We start from the raw sequence: 16,142 nt of genomic DNA on the forward strand, positions 1-16,142 counted from the left end.
AAGGTAAACAGATATTCGTAAATTACGGATGTCTGTTTTTTATTGTTTTTGTATGATTAATACGTAAAGGAAAAATGGAAAAAGGAGAAGATGGATGGCAAATGTTGATGCATTGTTAGGTGATCATCGCCAAAGATATTTTGGTGATGGGCACAAGAGAACTCTATATGGTGTAACTAAGATTGATGATAATCTATTTGGTTCAATTAGTCACAGTGGTACTTGGTCAAGTAAGTCACAGCAAGAAGTACAACCGCATTTGAGTACTCTGGATGGTGTTATTTTAGCTAGCTTATTGGCTGAAAAGTATTTGGAATCTATCGGAGAAGATTCAAGTAGTTATTTCTTGACTAAATTTGAAATCAAGTCTGGTATGAAGCCAATTGAGAATTTAAATGAAATTCCCCTCATTTTAAAGAGCTCAGTTACTGAAAATGATTATGCCTTATTTAATGTTTTGATTCTAGACATGAAAGTTAGTGTGACTTTTAAAAATATTGATTCTTCAGGAAAAGTAGCTGGTGCAGGAGAAGGTTTTGAAGGATTTATTAGTAATCATTTAAAAAATATTCAACATGATATTTACGATATTAGTTTCCTAGATACGCTTGATACGGCAGATAAATGTTCAATCTTTTGTAAGGCAAATAGAGCAAATAGTCAATTAGTTGATTATAAAGGAATATCGGCTAATTTTTCTCATTGCTATTCTTTATTAGAATTGTTGATTGTATTTTCACAAATGGCTGAGATGTTAGCTTATCACGCTGATAATATTGATAGAGATTGTAGTCAGACATTGTGGATGAAAAATGTGACTGCTGAGTTAGCTCATCCGATTCCTGTCGATGAGATTGAATTATTAGGAAAAATCAGAAAAAACAAGTTAATTGATATGAAAGGCCATAATTGGAAAATTTTTGAAATGTCTGGTGCTGATACAAAAAATCGCATTTGTATTTCAAGTAAAATTGCTCATCAATTACCTGATTTAGGAGAATAACAAATGTACAAAAGGGAAATTAGACTGGTTATTTCGGGAACATATTCAACTGGGAAAACAACAACGGCAACTGCTCTATCGATTGCAACTGGGATACCGTTGATTAATGCCTTATCAGCTCGTGAAATTCTAACCGAAATTTATCCAGGTAGGAGATTTCAAGACATGAATGCAACCGAGCTGATGACTTTGGGATTAAAGAGATTTGAAGAGAGAATACGAGAAGAAGCAATTCTATACAAAGAAAATTCTAGCTTTATTTCAGATGGTTCGGTACTTAATGAGTGGATTTACGGAACGGTACGCTTAAAAATTGGATTGAATCCAGGAGCAAAATTTATTCATAGACTTTCTAAAGCGATTTTAGGAATTCCTGGGAAAAATTTCTATCGCAAATATATGGATGCTTATGGCCAAGTGGCTAAAATTCACTCAAAAATGTGGTACACAGATGTGGTTCATTTACCTGTGGAATTTGAAATGGATCCTGATGGTCATCGACCGGTTTCTGAAAAGTATCGAACATTATCTGATATTGAAATTCAAGAAGGCTTTATGGCAATTGGGAAAAAGCCTGAGCTAGTAACTGGCAGCCAAGAAGAACGCTTGGAAAAAATTATCAAACACTACGATTTGCCAATCGTAGTTCCGATTAAAGAAGCTGTTGCTAAAGCAGAGGAAATCATTGCAAATAACAGAGAAGCGGTGTCAAAACGCATTATTGAACAATACAAAGAACCGTCATTGAAAGAAAAAGTGAAGTTTTTGACAGAATTTTAGGAGTAAAAATGATTACATTTCAAAATATTAGTAAGATTTATCAGGTTGGAGATCAAGAGGTTAAGGCTCTAGATGATGTTTCTTTTTCAATTGAGAAAGGAAAGTTTACCATCATTTTGGGTCCTTCTGGATCTGGAAAAAGTACTATGTTAAATTTACTCGGTGGTATGGATCAAGCGACAAGTGGTAATTTTATATTTGAGGATACGGATGTGACAGGTCTTAACGATAAAGAACTATCAAAATATCGTAAAGATGTTGTTGGCTTTGTCTTTCAGTTTTATAATCTTGTTCCAAGTTTAACTGCTTTAGAAAATATCAGTATCGCCGCTCAGTTGACGAAGAATGCAAAGCAATCTGAACACTATTTGGAAAAAGTCGGACTTAGTCATCGTAAAAATAACTTTCCTAACCAGTTATCTGGTGGTGAAATGCAGCGCGTGTCCATCGCTAGAGCTTTAGCTAAGAAACCAAAACTTCTCTTGTGTGATGAGCCGACAGGTGCGCTTGATTCGAAGACAGGACAGAAAATTATTGAACTGTTAAAAGAAACATCTGCTGATAAGGACGTTGCCGTCGTTATGGTAACGCACAATGCTGAATTTGAAAAGTATGCAGATAAGGTCATTTATTTAAAAGATGGCAAGATTGATGCTATTGTCGACAAATAAAATGAATAGATTGGAAGAATGATGAAATATCTTAATTTAAAACTCAGAAGGGATATCAGACGTCATTGGCAACAATTCTTTTCAGTGTTTTTGATGTCCTTATTAAGCGTGCTAATTTTTGTGGGGCTGCAAGGAGCTTGGCATGGTTTAGAGAAAAGTTTAGACGATTTTATTTCAAAATCTCATTTGCCAACGGTATGGCTCCAAGCAGATACCATTACCAAAAATCAAATTGAAGACATAAAAGTTTTACCTTCTGTTGATAAAGTTAATGTTAAGACCACTTTATTGACTAAAGTTGATTTTGATGATGATTCGGAAAAATATCTCAATTTAAATACCTTTAATGATTCAGCAGAAAAAGTTATTACTGTTGATAAAGGGGAAAAATTTGATGATAACTCAGAAGGCATTTGGTTAGATACAAATTTTGCTAACAAAAATCATTTGAAGCTTGGTGATGAGCTGACGCTTTCTTTAGCTAATCGAACGTTTAAATTTCCGATTAAAGGCTTGGTTGAATCGGCTGATAAGATTTATTTTACGGGAAGCATTGAATATTTAGCGCCAAATTCTAAAAACTATGCTTACGGTTATGTGTCAGAAAAAGCTTTGGCAAAAGTCACTAGCAATCAAAAAGGCTATAATGCTCTTGAGATTTATGCTAAAGAAGATGATATCAGAGATGATCTTGAGGAGATTTTAGGAGAGCATCTGTTATCTTATTATAATCAGGAAACATTAACAGAGGTGTCTGAGGCGACAGGACGTGTCGGACAAATTCGAAATTTATCGTATCTGTTTTCGTTCATTTTTATTCTTCTTGCCGTTCTTGCTATGTTTACCACTATTCGACGTCTTATTGAGAGTCAAACCAAAGAAATTGCAGTCATTAAGGCTTTGGGTTACTCCAACGGACAAATCACTTGGCATTATATTTCATTTGGCTTATTAGTGGGGAGCTTTGGTGCTTTGGTCGGCGCAGCAGTATCTCTTTTGATGTCACTTTTTGTTCTTGAAACACAAAAGACTATGTTTACTTTGCCACATTGGCAAATTGCCTATTCTTGGTCTGCTTTAGCTGTTATTGTCCTTGTTATTTTTATTTGTACGTTGTCAGCTTATTTGGCTTCGCGTCAAGTTATTAAGGGATTACCAGCTATTTTCTTACGTGGTAAGACTAAGAAAGTTCATCATGTTTTTCTTGAGAAAATACCTGCATTATGGCGTCGAATTTCTGATGAGAGTAAGTGGGCGATTCGTGACGCTTTCATTAACAGGGTGAGGGTGCTCATGGGAATTGTCGGAGTGGCTGGAAGTATGATGTTGCTCATTGCTGGTGTTGGTATGCCGATTTCAATGAATCATTTGGTGGACAAAGCTTATAACAATGACTTTTCATACGCTAAGCGCCTAACCGTAGCTAACTATAATCTGGCTGAAAAAACATATAAAGGCCAAGGGGTGCAAATTAGTCAAGCGCATTTCTCAAAAGATGATGGTTATAATCGTCTCTTGATTATTGTCAGCAATGGTGATTATGTCAATGCGAAAACAGCAGATGATAAATCGATTGGAAAAGGTGGCATTTATGTGACAAATCGCTTTGCTGAATTAGCAGGCATTAAAAAAGGAGATACCTTAGAAGTAAAACCATATCAAGATGGTAAATCTTATTCATTTAAAGTGAAGGGAATTGTGACTAGTGAGACAAACCAAGGTGCTTATATCAGATCAGAAACCTTTGAAGAAGCTGGTGGAAGATTTGCTCCACAGACATTGCTAGTCGGCCAAGAAGTCTCAAAAGCAGATATCAAAAATGATGCTAATATTCTATCGGTCATTAATAAATCAGATCAAGAAAAGAATGCTTATGATTTTGTAAATAGTTTGATGAGTGTCTTTTTGATGATTATTGGTTTTGCTTTGTTGCTTGTCATTGTTGTCCTTTACAACTTAGGTTCTTTAAATTTTGTTGAACGTATGCGTGATTATGCTACCTTGCAAGTACTTGGTTTTTCTAAGAAAAATTTGCAATTGATTACCATGATTGAAAACTTGATGACGACTTCGATTGGTTGGTTATTGGGAATTCCAATGGGAATCTGGTTCTTAAGAAGGTATGTAGCGACATTTTCAACTATTCGTATTGAATACACAGCTTATGTGACTTGGCAAGTGCTGCTAATCGCAAGTGTCTTGGTATGGTTGACATCAGCTGTTACAACACTTATTATCAGTCATAAAATTAAAACCATTAACATGGTTGAAGCTCTAAAGGGAGTTGAATAATGAAAAAGTCATCTAAGCTTAATTGAAACTTAGATGACTTTTTTTCTATAAATCAATTTCTAAAAGAATTGGTGTGTGGTCTTGGCGTGTACCGGAATCAATCATTTCAGATTTTGTAACTTTATCAGCAATGCGATTTGAAGTTAGCCAGTAGTCAATGCGCCAGCCAGTATTATTGATTTTACTTGTCTTGCTACGTTGTGCCCACCAGCTATAGACATTTGGAATGTCACCATGAATAAAGCGGAAGGTATCTGTGAAACCTTTGGCTAATAAGTTGGTGAAACCAGCACGCTCTTCATCGGTAAATCCAGCAGAGCGGCGGTTTGAATTTGGATTAGCAAGGTCAATTTCATTGTGGGCAACATTATAATCACCGGTTGCTAAAACTGGTTTCTTTTGGTCGAGTTCTGCTAAGTAGTCAGCATATTTTTCATCCCAAAGTTGACGTTCGGCTAATCGTTTAAGACCATCGCCAGCATTTGGCGTATAGACTTGCGTGACATAGAAATTGTCAAATTCAAGGGTGATGATGCGCCCTTCACAATCCATGGTATCCGGAGCACCGATTTCAGGAAATGAAATACTTGGTGTTAGGGTATTTTTGTAGAGAAACATTGTGCCAGCATAGCCTTTTCTGGCTGGTTCAACAGATGAACGCCAAGAAATGTCGTAATCTGGGAAGTAGTCTTGAAGGATTTGTAAATGTTTTTTCGTAGGTCCTTTAGCTGATAATTTTGTTTCTTGGATAGCGATGATATCAGCATCTTCAGCTACCAATGTATCGATGACGGCACGTGAGAGAACGGCGCGTGCAGAATCACTAGTGAGTGCAGCGTTAAGAGAATCAATATTCCATGAAATAAGTTTCATAATGAGCTACCAGACTCCTAGCTAAAATCAGGAGTCGCTTCTTTCTAAAAATCTAATCGTTATCATCTATTTTATCAAAAAATGTGTCTACCTGCGATTTTTATGTTTTAAAGTGGTTTATATTACCTTGTTTGCTAAAGAAGTGCTACAATCTATTTAGAAAAACATCTAAATAGATTTTTAAAGCGAAAAAGGAGAGTTGTTATGAGCTTTGCTGGGACCTTTAAAGCATTAGCGCATCCTATTCGCCGAGAGATTTTGACCTTATTAAAGGAAAAATCTTTGACAGCTGGTGAAATTGCTAGTCATTTCGATCTTGCTGGAGCAACCATCTCGCATCACCTGAGCATTTTGAAAAAAGCAGGTTTAGTGGTTGAAAGGCGTGAGAAGAATTTTATTTACTATGAGTTATGTACTTCTGTTTTGGAAGATATTATGACTTGGTTTGCGGATTTAAAGGAGAGATCAGGAGATGAAAATGAATAAAAAACAACTTATATTAACAAGTTTTGTGATTGTTTTGCCAGCTTTGATTGGGGCATTTTTCTGGAAAGCTTTGCCAGAGCAAATACCAACCCATTTTGGAATTGATGGGCAGGCTGATGGCTATAGTAGCAAGCTTTTTACCCTTGTTGCTTTCCCAATTTTATTTGTGCTTTTTCAGATCATCGCTTTAGCCTCACTTGAAAGGGTGTCTGTGAAAGTAACGGTTCCAGCTAAAATGAGAAAGTTCTATGCTTGGATTGTTCCAGCTTCAAGTTTCATTGTTCAAGGGTCAATTTATGCGAATGCTCTTGGCTGGGTGAAGAATAGTCCGACTCTTGTGACAGCTTTTTTGGGGATTATTTTTATAATCCTCGGAAATTATTTGCCAAAAACACATCGCAATCATACCATCGGTATTCGCATTCCTTGGACGTTGTCTGATGACAAAAATTGGCATAAGACACACCGCATGGCAGGTAAACTTTGGGTGCTTGGTGGTTTGCTTATCTTGCTTGAAAGTTTTATTCAAGTGGCTTTGCCTTACGTGATGGGAGTAGTCATTGCTATTATGATTATTGCGCCGATGATTTACTCTTTTCTTCTTAGTCGAAAAGCCTAAAAACTGACTTGCTTAGTTTTTTAGCTGTAAAATTGTTTAATTGTGTTATAATGATAGAACAAAATTAAAGGAGATATTGTGATGAAAAAGACGGTATCCTATTGGTTAATAGCTTTATGGCTTTTAGTTATGCTAATCAGCTATTGGATTTTTTTACCGCCCATTAATATTTTTAGCATGGAATTTTGGCTTTTTGTTTTAGAGGGCTTGTGTTTAGCCTTTGGAGTCATTGCTTTGTTGTCTCTTGGTGGCAAAGTCCAACAAATAACATTCCAAGTGCCAGGTAGTCGTGCTCGAAAAGTAGTTTCAGCACCGAAACCAGCTTTTGGAAAAGCTTTGTCTGCTATCAGCTTTGCTATTGCGGCGATTTTACTTATTCTTGGTGCGTCAACTTTCCTTAACTCTCGTTTGTTTAGAGCAAAAAGTTATGCTAATGTAATCAAGGTCAAAGATGCTGATTTTACTTCTGATTTCCCAGAGACTGATATTTCTCACTTGGCTTTGCTTGACCGTTCATCAGCTAAGAAAATTGGTGACACTTATCTTGGAACCATTGATAAAGTCTCACAATTTGGTATTTCAGATGATTATCGTCAGGTTACAATTGGTGAGCAACCTTACCGCGTCTCACCTCTAGAATACAAATCATTCTGGAAATGGTTTACCAACCATAAAGAAGGAATCGGCTATTACGTCAAGGTTAATCAGACAACAGGAAAAGCAGAATTAGTCAAGCTTGATAAAGGCATGAAATATTCTGATTCTGAATATTTCTTTAGCGATACCCTTCGCTATTTGCGTTTGAAATACCCAACGGTGATTTTTGGAGATCCATCTTTTGAAGTGGATGACAAAGGAAATCCTTATTATGTTGCAACAACATATAAACCTAAGTTTATGTTGAGCTCAAACGACCCAACAGGTGCTATTTTACTTAATGCGGTAACTGGTGAAACCAAACGTTATGATCTTAAAGACATTCCTGACTGGGTTGACCGTGTCTTTTCTGCTGATAATGTGATTAGTCGTGTCGATGATTACTACACTTATCAAAAAGGTTTCTGGAATACAGTCTTTAGCCAAACAGGCGTTAAAAAGACAACGGATATCTATAACTATATTTCTATTGGCTCTGATATCTATCTTTACACTGGTATTACCTCAGCAACTGCGGATTCTTCAAATCTTGGCTTTATTCTAGTCAATATGAGAACACGTGAAGTGACCAATTATAAATTAGCTTCAGCCACTGAATCAGCTGCACAAGAATCAGCTGAAGGAGAAGTTCAAGAAAAACATTATGAAGCGACAGCTCCAACTTTAGTTAAATTAGATGGCAAAGCTTACTATCTAATATCTCTTAAAGACGCCGCTGGTTTGGTTAAATCTTATGCCATTGTTGATGCTGAGGATTACCAACAAGTAACGGTTGATAATGATATTGAGACCTTGATTGCTAAGTTCACAGATTCTGACACATCAGCTCTTTCTGGTGTTGTAAGTACTTCTGGCAAAGCTGATAAAAAAGTGAAGGAAATTACAGGTGTTGTTGATAAATTGGCTAGCCAAATGATTTCTGGTTCAACGGTTTATTACATTTCTTCATCAGGAGAGATTTATAAAGTTAAGGCAACAACTGATACCACAGACCAATTGCCTTTCCTTAGTGTTGGTGATCACTTCAAAGGTGAATTGCAAGATGATAATTTCTTAACTAAGTTTGAGATTACTAATGAAAAATAAGAGATAAAGGCTGAGATGAAATTCTCAGCTTTTTCTCGTGTGATTCATCATTTAACCTATAATCAGTTATAATTTTATGTTATAATTAGGTGTTATCAATAAGGGAGTTTCATTAGCTCCTATTTGAAAGGAAAGAAAATGACTAGTAAACAACCATTTTACATTACAACACCAATTTACTACCCATCAGGTAAGCTCCACATTGGTTCAGCTTATACTACAATCGCTTGTGACGTTTTGGCACGTTACAAACGTATGATGAACTATGATGTCTTTTATTTGACAGGGCTTGATGAACACGGACAAAAAATCCAACAAAAAGCTGAAGAAGCAGGCATTACACCACAAGCTTACGTTGATGGTATGGCTGCTGATGTTAAAAAACTTTGGAAAATGCTTGATATCTCATATGATAAATTCATCCGTACAACTGATGATTACCACGAAAAAGTTGTTGCCGAAGTTTTTGAAAAATTGTTGGCACAAGATGATATTTATTTAGGTGAGTATTCTGGTTGGTACTCAGTTTCAGATGAAGAATTCTTTACAGAAAGCCAATTGGAAGAAGTATTCCGTGATGAAAACGGTAAAGTTATCGGTGGTATCGCTCCTTCTGGACACGAAGTTGAGTGGGTTTCTGAAGAATCTTACTTCCTACGTCTTGGAAAATACGCTGATCGCTTGGTAGAATTCTTCCATGCACACCCAGACTTCATCCAACCAGATGGTCGTATGAACGAAATCATTAAAAACTTCATTGAACCAGGTCTTGAAGATTTGGCTGTCAGCCGTACATCATTTACATGGGGAGTTAAAGTTCCTTCAAATCCAAAACACGTTGTTTACGTATGGATTGATGCTCTTCTTAACTATGCAACTGCCCTTGGTTATGGTCAAGAAGATCACGCAAACTTTGATAAATTCTGGAGTGGAACAGTCTTCCACATGGTTGGTAAAGATATCCTTCGTTTCCACTCAATTTACTGGCCAATTATGTTGATGATGTTAGACTTGAAATTGCCTGAACGCTTGATTGCCCACGGTTGGTTTGTCATGAAAGACGGTAAAATGTCTAAATCTAAAGGTAATGTGGTTTACCCAGAAATGTTGGTAGAACGCTTTGGTCTTGATCCACTTCGTTATTACCTCATGCGTTCACTTCCTGTTGGTTCTGATGGAACATTTACACCGGAAGATTATGTTGGACGTATTAACTACGAATTAGCAAATGACCTTGGTAACCTTCTTAACCGTACAGTTGCCATGATTAATAAATACTTTGGTGGTGATGTTCCAGCTTACGTTGAAAACGTCACAGAATTTGATGCTGATTTAGCTGCGCTTGTAGCAGAAAAAATCGCTGAATATCATAAACAAATGAATGCCGTTGACTATCCACGTGCCCTTGATGCTGTGTGGAGCATTATTTCACGTACAAACAAATACATCGATGAAACAGCTCCTTGGGTGCTTGCTAAAGATGAAGCGAAACGTGATGAATTGGCAGCAGTAATGGCTCACTTGGCAGCTAGCCTTCGTGTGGTAGCTCACCTTATTCAACCATTTATGATGACAACATCAAATGCAATCATGGAACAACTTGGTCTTGGAAATAACTTTGACCTTGAAAATCTTACTTTAGCTGGTTTCCCAGAAGGTGTTAAAGTTGTTGCCAAAGGAACACCAATCTTCCCACGTCTTGATATGGAAGCTGAAATTGATTACATCAAAGCTAACATGGGCGCTGGCGCAGTCGTTGCAGAAGAAAAAGAATGGGATCCAACTGAAGTAGAACTTAAAAACGAAAAGAAAGCTATCAAATTTGATGACTTTGACAAAGTTGAAATTCGTGTTGCTGAAGTCAAAGAAGTTTCTAAAGTTGAAGGTTCTGAAAAACTTCTTAAATTCCGTCTTGATGCTGGTGACGGCGAAGATCGTCAAATCCTTTCAGGAATTGCGAAATTCTATCCAAATGAACAAGAATTAGTTGGTAAAAAATTGCAAATCGTTGCAAACTTGAAACCACGTAAAATGATGGGACTTGTCAGCCAAGGTATGATTCTTTCAGCTGAACATGATGGAAACTTAACTGTTTTAACAGTTGATCCAAGCGTACCAAACGGTAGCCAAATCGGTTAATTGTTGTCAGCATAGATAATAAAAATACTCAGTATCTAAAACTAATTTAGTTTGTAGATACTGGGTATTTATGTTGCTCTTAAATGAAAAGAAAATTGAAAAGATACTGGAAATTCTGAAAATAAACCATTAATTTTCAATTAAGTTTTATTTGATATTTTTGGAGCGTAAAAAATAGAATTTTTTAGAATCGAGTTTTAATAAAATGACGTTAAAAATATTATCGAGAGATGATTATCAACAAATCACACTCTCATTTAAAGAACGTTCTTTCATGCAATCAGTCGAAATGGCTGATTTGCTTGAAAAGCGTGGCTTTGATATTACTTTTTTAGGTTTAGAAGCTGATGGAGCTATTCAAGTGGCAGGTGTTTTATACAGCATGCCAATGACCGGTGGGCTTCATATGGAAATTAATTCTGGACCAGCTTCAACAGACACCGCTTATCTTTCAGAGTTTTATAGAGAATTAAAGGCTTATGCCAAGGCAAATGGTGCTTTTGAACTTATCGTTAAACCTTATGATACTTATCAAAGTTTTGATAGTCACGGAAAGCCAAATGATGATGAAAGACCAGGATTAATTACTTGTTTGACTGAGCTTGGTTATCATTTTGATGGGCTTCAAACAGGTTATCCTGGTGGTGAGCCTGATTGGCATTATGTGAAGGATTTGACAGGACTAGCACCAGAGACTTTGAAAAAATCCTTTAGTAAAAAAGGTCGTCCGCTAGTCAATAAAACCAATTCATTTGGTATTAAAGTACGACGTTTGAAACGTGATGAGCTTTATATTTTTAAAGCCATTACCGCATCAACATCTGCTAGACGAGAATACACGGACAAACCTTTAGATTATTATGAAGCTTTTTACGATAGTTTTGGTGAGAATTGTGAATTCATGATTGCAACACTTAATTTCCAAGATTATCTTAAAAATCTTCAGGACAGCTATGATAAGATTGCTGCTGAATTAGCTGTTTTAAATCAAAAAATCGCTAACGGCGTCAACTCAGCCAAAGTCAACAAACAAAAAGCACAATTGGATAAGCAAATTGCAACTTTTGAAGTCCGAATCAATGAAGCTAAAGAATTAATTGCAAAACATGGCTCAGAAGATGTCGTGTTAGCAGGTAGCCTCTTTGTCTACACACCGCAAGAAGCTGTTTATCTTTTTAGTGGTTCATATACTGAATTTAACAAATTCTATGCTCCTGTTGCACTTCAAGAACACGTGATGACAGAATCTTTGAAACGAGGAATTAATTTCTATACTTTCCTTGGTATTCAAGGAATTTTTGATGGTAGTGACGGTGTGTTACGTTTCAAACAAAACTTCAATGGCTACATTGTCCGCAAGATGGGAACATTCCGTTATTACCCACGCCCACTACTTCATAAAGTTGTAGCCTTAATCAAGAAAATCTTAAGACGATAACCAAAACGAGCCTAGGTGCTCGTTTTTTGGTATACTAGTGGTATTAATTATCAAGGAGAGAAAAATGACTTTTGAAGAAATTTTGCCTGGTTTGAAGGCTAAGAAAAAATATGTACGTACTGGTTGGGGAGGGGCTGAAAATTATGTTCAGCTTTTTGATACTCTTGAACAAGATGGTGTGGCATTACCAGTGACACCATACTTTTTGATCAATGTGTCAGGAGAAGGTGAAGGTTTTTCAATGTGGTCACCAACTCCGTGTGATGTCCTAGCTACTGACTGGGTTGAAGTAAATGACTAAGGTACTTATTACAGGTGTCAGCTCAGGGATTGGGCTTGCTCAAGCACGACTTTTTTTAGAAAATGGCTGTGCGGTATACGGCGTTGATAAATCACAAGCGCCTGAGATTCAAAATGAAAACTTTCATTTCCTACAGTTAGATTTGACGACGGATTTAGCTGCGCTCTACGATTTTGTATCAGATGTGGATATCTTGTGCAATACCGCAGGAATTCTTGATGCTTACAAACCTTTGCTTGAAGTGTCAGATGATGAATTAGAAGGTGTTTTTCAAACAAATTTTTTTGCAACGGTTAAAATCACACGTCATTATCTAGCCAAAATGGTTGAAAGACAATCAGGTATTATCATTAACATGTGTTCGATTGCTTCATTTATTGCAGGTGGGGGCGGAGCAGCTTACACAGCTAGTAAGCATGCACTTGCAGGTTTCACGCGCCAGCTTGCTCTTGACTATGCTAAAGATAAGATTCAAGTTTTTGGTATTGCACCGGGAGCAGTCAAAACAGCCATGACAGCTAGCGATTTTGAACCAGGTGGTTTAGCTGATTGGGTAGCTCAAGAAACACCAATCGGGCGTTGGAGTAATCCTGAGGAAATCGCTGACTTGACAGGATTTTTAGCCTCAGGAAAAGCCACATCTATGCAAGGCGAAATCGTTAAAATTGATGGCGGCTGGAGTTTGAAGTAGAGGCATAAAAAGGAGGCTTCAAAATGAAGAGGAGAAAACCATAGTGGAAATTTCTGTCAAACGGATTGTAAGAAGTAAGACAGAAAAGGAGATAACCATGAACGCACAAGAACTATGGAATGAATACAAGCAAATCAATCCCTCAATTGGTGATGACATTGATGCTTGGCAGTTTGGAGCACAGCCAGATTTATTAGCGAAATTGGTTTTAGATGGGACAAAAACAGCTACTGCTTCGGCTTATGAGTTGTATGCAGTTGACAATGATCAGCTACCTGAAGTTGGTTCCTATGATGTGGTATTAGACAGCAAAGACCAAGCAGTTTGCATTATTCAGATTAAAAAAGTTTCTGTGGTACCATTTGATGAGGTTTCTGCAGAACACGCATTTAAAGAAGGAGAAGGCGATAAGTCACTTGCTTATTGGCGAGCTGTTCATAAAGATTTTTTCAAACCTTATTATGACGAATTCGGTTTAAGCTTCAGTGGAAAAAGTCCAATTGTTTTAGAAGAATTTGAAGTTGTTTATCCCGCACCATAGTATGAGAATTACTTGTTATAGTATCAGTTAATGAAGTGAAGTTATGCTAAACTTTGCTTAGAAGACCTATAGGAGGAACTCCATGAAATTAGCTATTTTAGGAACAGGAAAAATTGTTGATGAAGTGTTGCCTGTTTTAAAGGAAATTAATGGTATTGACTTAGTCGCTATTTTATCGACACCACGTAGCCTTACAAAGGCTCAAGAATTAGCAGAAGTCTATGCTATCAATCAAGCAAGTAGTGATTATGATAGCATTTTGGCAAATCCAGAAGTAGATACCGTTTATGTAGCACTTCCTAATCATTTGCATTATGACTATGCTAAAAAGGCTTTGCTTGCTGGAAAACACGTCATCTGTGAAAAGCCATTTACGTTGACATTAGCGGAATTTGAAGATTTGGCAAAAATTGCAGAGCAAAAAAATCGCATTTTGCTAGAAGCAATTACTAACCAGTACTTAGGAAATTTTGCTTCGATTAAGGCGAATCTTGCAAAACTAGGGGATATTAAAATTGTTGAGTGTAACTATTCTCAATATTCTTCACGCTACGATGCCTTCAAACGAGGAGAAATTGCACCAGCTTTTGACCCTAAAAAAGGTGGCGGAGCTCTTCGTGATTTGAACATCTATAACATTCACTTAGTCGTTGGTTTATTTGGCAAACCTGAGAAAGTATTTTATTTACCAAACATAGAACGTGATGTGGATACGTCAGGTGTCTTAGTTATGGATTATGGCAAGTTTAAAGCAGTTTGTATTGGTGCTAAAGATTGTGGTGCAGATATTAAATCAACCATTCAGGGAGATAAAGGCTCAATCGCTGTCTTAGGTGCGACAAATACCTTACCAGAATTAGCCCTTACCTTGAATAATCAAAATATGACAATGATTAATGAAAATTCACTTAACCACCGCATGCATGATGAATTTGTAGCTTTCCAAGCAATCATCGAACATGAAGATATGACTGCGACTAAACTAGCACTTGATCATAGCCGTTTGGTGATGGAAGTTTTGGACCAAGCTGTCAATAGCTTGTAATCTATAAAAATAAGCCTATTACTTATAATTGTGATATAATGGAGTAGCTTGTGTAAGTTGATGAAAGAGTCTATCTTTGATTAACTTGCAAATCTACTCTATTTTTTTAAGGAATTATAGTCATGTCAAATTATGCAATTATTTTAGCAGCTGGTAAAGGAACACGTATGAAGTCTGACCTTCCAAAGGTACTTCATAAAGTTTCAGGAATTACAATGTTAGAACATGTTTTCCGTGCTGTATCAGCCTTGAATCCAGAAAAAAATGTGACAGTTATTGGTCATAAAGCCGAAATGGTTCGTGAGGTTTTAGCTGACAAATCAGAATTTGTCATGCAAACAGAACAACTTGGAACTGGTCATGCTGTCATGATGGCAGAGGACGAATTAGCTGGTCTTGAAGGTCAAACACTTGTTATTGCTGGTGATACACCACTTATTACAGGTGAAAGTTTGAAAGAATTGATTGAGTTTCACGTTAGCCACAAAAATGTTGCTACTATTTTAACAGCAACTGCTGAAAATCCATTTGGCTACGGACGTATTATCCGCAACGAAAATGGTGAAGTGCTTAAAATTGTTGAACAAAAAGATGCTTCAGAGTTTGAACGTCAAGTCAAAGAAATCAACACAGGAACTTATGTCTTTGATAACAAACGTCTCTTCGAAGCACTTAAAAACATCAATACTAATAACGCTCAAGGTGAGTACTATTTGACTGATGTGATTTCAATTTTCCGTAATAGCGGTGAAAAAGTTGGAGCATATGTTCTTCATGATTTTGATGAAAGCCTTGGTGTTAATGATCGTGTGGCACTTTCAACTGCTGAAGGTATTATGCGTCGCCGTATCAATAAAAAACACATGGTTAACGGTGTAACTTTCCAAAATCCATCAGCAACTTACATTGATGCTGATGTTGAGATTGCTCCAGATGTTTTGATTGAAGCTAACGTTACCCTTAAAGGAAATACAAAAATCGGAGCTGGTTCTGTTTTGACAAACGGTAGCTATCTTGTTGATGCAACAGTTGGTGAAAATGTTGTGATTACAAACTCAATGATTGAAAAATCAGAAGTTAAAGATGGTGTTACAATTGGTCCATTTGCTCACGTTCGTCCAGATTCAACACTTGAAGAAAAAGTTCATGTTGGTAACTTCGTTGAAGTGAAATCATCAACTGTTGGTAAAGGTACAAAAGCTGGTCACTTGACTTACATTGGAAATACAACAACTGGTCATGATGTCAACTTTGGAGCTGGTACTATCATTGCTAACTACGATGGACAACACAAGTTCAATACAACTATTGGAAATAATGTTTTTGTTGGAAGTAATTCAACAATCATTTCTCCAGTAACTTTGGGTGATAACGCTTTAACAGCAGCAGGTTCAACAATTTATCAAGATGTTGAAAAAGATGCTCTTGCTATCGGACGTGGTCGTCAAGTTAACAAAGCAGGTTACGCACTTAACAAACCACACCACCCAAACAATAAGAAAAAATAATTTTTTGTGCTA

General features: G+C 36.7%; 15 protein-coding genes. 14 read left to right on the forward strand and 1 reads right to left on the reverse strand.

Annotated features, from left to right (window positions below; genetic code table 11):
• Positions 1–94: 94 nt before the first annotated feature.
• From BLP98_RS00240 to BLP98_RS00255, 4 genes are read left to right on the forward strand one after another with little or no spacing between them, the layout of a single operon-like run.
• Entirely contained in the window at positions 95–1,003 is a 909-nt protein-coding gene (locus tag BLP98_RS00240; protein WP_074481361.1) for an AvrD family protein, read from the forward strand.
• A gap of 3 nt (positions 1,004–1,006) precedes the next feature.
• Positions 1,007–1,783, forward strand: coding sequence for an AAA family ATPase (locus BLP98_RS00245; RefSeq protein ID WP_074481362.1), 777 nt, complete (start codon positions 1,007–1,009; stop codon positions 1,781–1,783).
• A gap of 8 nt (positions 1,784–1,791) precedes the next feature.
• The gene (locus tag BLP98_RS00250) at positions 1,792–2,454 is read left to right on the forward strand and encodes an ABC transporter ATP-binding protein (protein WP_074481363.1); all 663 of its coding nucleotides are present in this window, start codon (positions 1,792–1,794) and stop codon (positions 2,452–2,454) included.
• Positions 2,455–2,475: 21 nt separating this feature from the next.
• Positions 2,476–4,746, forward strand: coding sequence for an ABC transporter permease (locus BLP98_RS00255; protein WP_074481364.1), 2,271 nt, complete (start codon positions 2,476–2,478; stop codon positions 4,744–4,746).
• Positions 4,747–4,791: 45 nt separating this feature from the next.
• Here the strand turns inward: BLP98_RS00255 and BLP98_RS00260 are convergent, their stop codons facing one another.
• Positions 4,792–5,619, reverse strand: a complete 828-nt coding sequence (locus BLP98_RS00260) for an exodeoxyribonuclease III (RefSeq protein WP_074481365.1) — start codon at positions 5,617–5,619, stop codon at positions 4,792–4,794.
• A gap of 204 nt (positions 5,620–5,823) precedes the next feature.
• On the opposite strand from BLP98_RS00260, the gene BLP98_RS00265 reads away from it, so the two are divergent.
• From BLP98_RS00265 to glmU, 10 genes are all read left to right on the forward strand, one after another.
• The gene (locus tag BLP98_RS00265) at positions 5,824–6,105 is read left to right on the forward strand and encodes an autorepressor SdpR family transcription factor (RefSeq protein WP_074481366.1); all 282 of its coding nucleotides are present in this window, start codon (positions 5,824–5,826) and stop codon (positions 6,103–6,105) included.
• A complete protein-coding gene (locus BLP98_RS00270; protein WP_234792768.1) occupies positions 6,098–6,724 on the forward strand; it encodes an SdpI family protein in 627 nt (208 codons plus the stop codon). Before BLP98_RS00265 ends, BLP98_RS00270 begins: the two co-directional genes overlap by 8 nt.
• Before the next feature lie 81 nt (positions 6,725–6,805).
• Entirely contained in the window at positions 6,806–8,467 is a 1,662-nt protein-coding gene (locus tag BLP98_RS00275) for a hypothetical protein (RefSeq protein ID WP_081341145.1), read from the forward strand.
• Positions 8,468–8,605: 138 nt separating this feature from the next.
• Positions 8,606–10,606, forward strand: coding sequence for a methionine--tRNA ligase (gene metG / locus BLP98_RS00280; protein ID WP_074481369.1), 2,001 nt, complete (start codon positions 8,606–8,608; stop codon positions 10,604–10,606).
• 205 nt (positions 10,607–10,811) lie between these two features.
• Positions 10,812–12,044, forward strand: coding sequence for an aminoacyltransferase (locus BLP98_RS00285; RefSeq protein ID WP_074481370.1), 1,233 nt, complete (start codon positions 10,812–10,814; stop codon positions 12,042–12,044).
• A 64-nt stretch (positions 12,045–12,108) separates the two neighbouring features.
• Positions 12,109–12,345 carry a DUF2829 domain-containing protein gene (locus BLP98_RS00290; RefSeq protein ID WP_074481371.1) on the forward strand — a complete coding sequence of 79 codons (237 nt, stop codon included), beginning with the start codon at positions 12,109–12,111 and terminating at the stop codon, positions 12,343–12,345.
• On the forward strand, positions 12,338–13,036 hold the full coding sequence (locus tag BLP98_RS00295) for a 3-oxoacyl-ACP reductase (protein ID WP_074481372.1): 699 nt from the start codon (positions 12,338–12,340) through the stop codon (positions 13,034–13,036). Before BLP98_RS00290 ends, BLP98_RS00295 begins: the two co-directional genes overlap by 8 nt.
• Positions 13,037–13,133: 97 nt before the next feature.
• On the forward strand, positions 13,134–13,577 hold the full coding sequence (locus tag BLP98_RS00300; protein WP_074481373.1) for an ASCH domain-containing protein: 444 nt from the start codon (positions 13,134–13,136) through the stop codon (positions 13,575–13,577).
• 82 nt (positions 13,578–13,659) lie between these two features.
• Positions 13,660–14,622 (forward strand): Gfo/Idh/MocA family protein, encoded by a 963-nt coding sequence (locus BLP98_RS00305; RefSeq protein WP_074481374.1) that lies wholly within the window; start codon positions 13,660–13,662, stop codon positions 14,620–14,622.
• A 122-nt stretch (positions 14,623–14,744) separates the two neighbouring features.
• A complete protein-coding gene (gene glmU, locus BLP98_RS00310; protein WP_074481375.1) occupies positions 14,745–16,130 on the forward strand; it encodes a bifunctional UDP-N-acetylglucosamine diphosphorylase/glucosamine-1-phosphate N-acetyltransferase GlmU in 1,386 nt (461 codons plus the stop codon).
• Positions 16,131–16,142 lie beyond the last annotated feature (12 nt).

This window comes from Streptococcus equinus (genome assembly GCF_900104225.1).
GTDB lineage: Bacteria > Bacillota > Bacilli > Lactobacillales > Streptococcaceae > Streptococcus > Streptococcus equinus_D.

Coding starts and splice junctions, on each gene's coding strand:
- BLP98_RS00240 (WP_074481361.1), top strand. CDS start 95: ATGGCAAATGTTGATGCATTGTTAGGTGATCATCGCCAAAGATATTTT.
- BLP98_RS00245 (WP_074481362.1), top strand. CDS start 1,007: ATGTACAAAAGGGAAATTAGACTGGTTATTTCGGGAACATATTCAACT.
- BLP98_RS00250 (WP_074481363.1), top strand. CDS start 1,792: ATGATTACATTTCAAAATATTAGTAAGATTTATCAGGTTGGAGATCAA.
- BLP98_RS00255 (WP_074481364.1), top strand. CDS start 2,476: ATGAAATATCTTAATTTAAAACTCAGAAGGGATATCAGACGTCATTGG.
- BLP98_RS00260 (WP_074481365.1), bottom strand. CDS start 5,619: ATGAAACTTATTTCATGGAATATTGATTCTCTTAACGCTGCACTCACT.
- BLP98_RS00265 (WP_074481366.1), top strand. CDS start 5,824: ATGAGCTTTGCTGGGACCTTTAAAGCATTAGCGCATCCTATTCGCCGA.
- BLP98_RS00270 (WP_234792768.1), top strand. CDS start 6,098: ATGAATAAAAAACAACTTATATTAACAAGTTTTGTGATTGTTTTGCCA.
- BLP98_RS00275 (WP_081341145.1), top strand. CDS start 6,806: ATGAAAAAGACGGTATCCTATTGGTTAATAGCTTTATGGCTTTTAGTT.
- metG (WP_074481369.1), top strand. CDS start 8,606: ATGACTAGTAAACAACCATTTTACATTACAACACCAATTTACTACCCA.
- BLP98_RS00285 (WP_074481370.1), top strand. CDS start 10,812: ATGACGTTAAAAATATTATCGAGAGATGATTATCAACAAATCACACTC.
- BLP98_RS00290 (WP_074481371.1), top strand. CDS start 12,109: ATGACTTTTGAAGAAATTTTGCCTGGTTTGAAGGCTAAGAAAAAATAT.
- BLP98_RS00295 (WP_074481372.1), top strand. CDS start 12,338: ATGACTAAGGTACTTATTACAGGTGTCAGCTCAGGGATTGGGCTTGCT.
- BLP98_RS00300 (WP_074481373.1), top strand. CDS start 13,134: ATGAACGCACAAGAACTATGGAATGAATACAAGCAAATCAATCCCTCA.
- BLP98_RS00305 (WP_074481374.1), top strand. CDS start 13,660: ATGAAATTAGCTATTTTAGGAACAGGAAAAATTGTTGATGAAGTGTTG.
- glmU (WP_074481375.1), top strand. CDS start 14,745: ATGTCAAATTATGCAATTATTTTAGCAGCTGGTAAAGGAACACGTATG.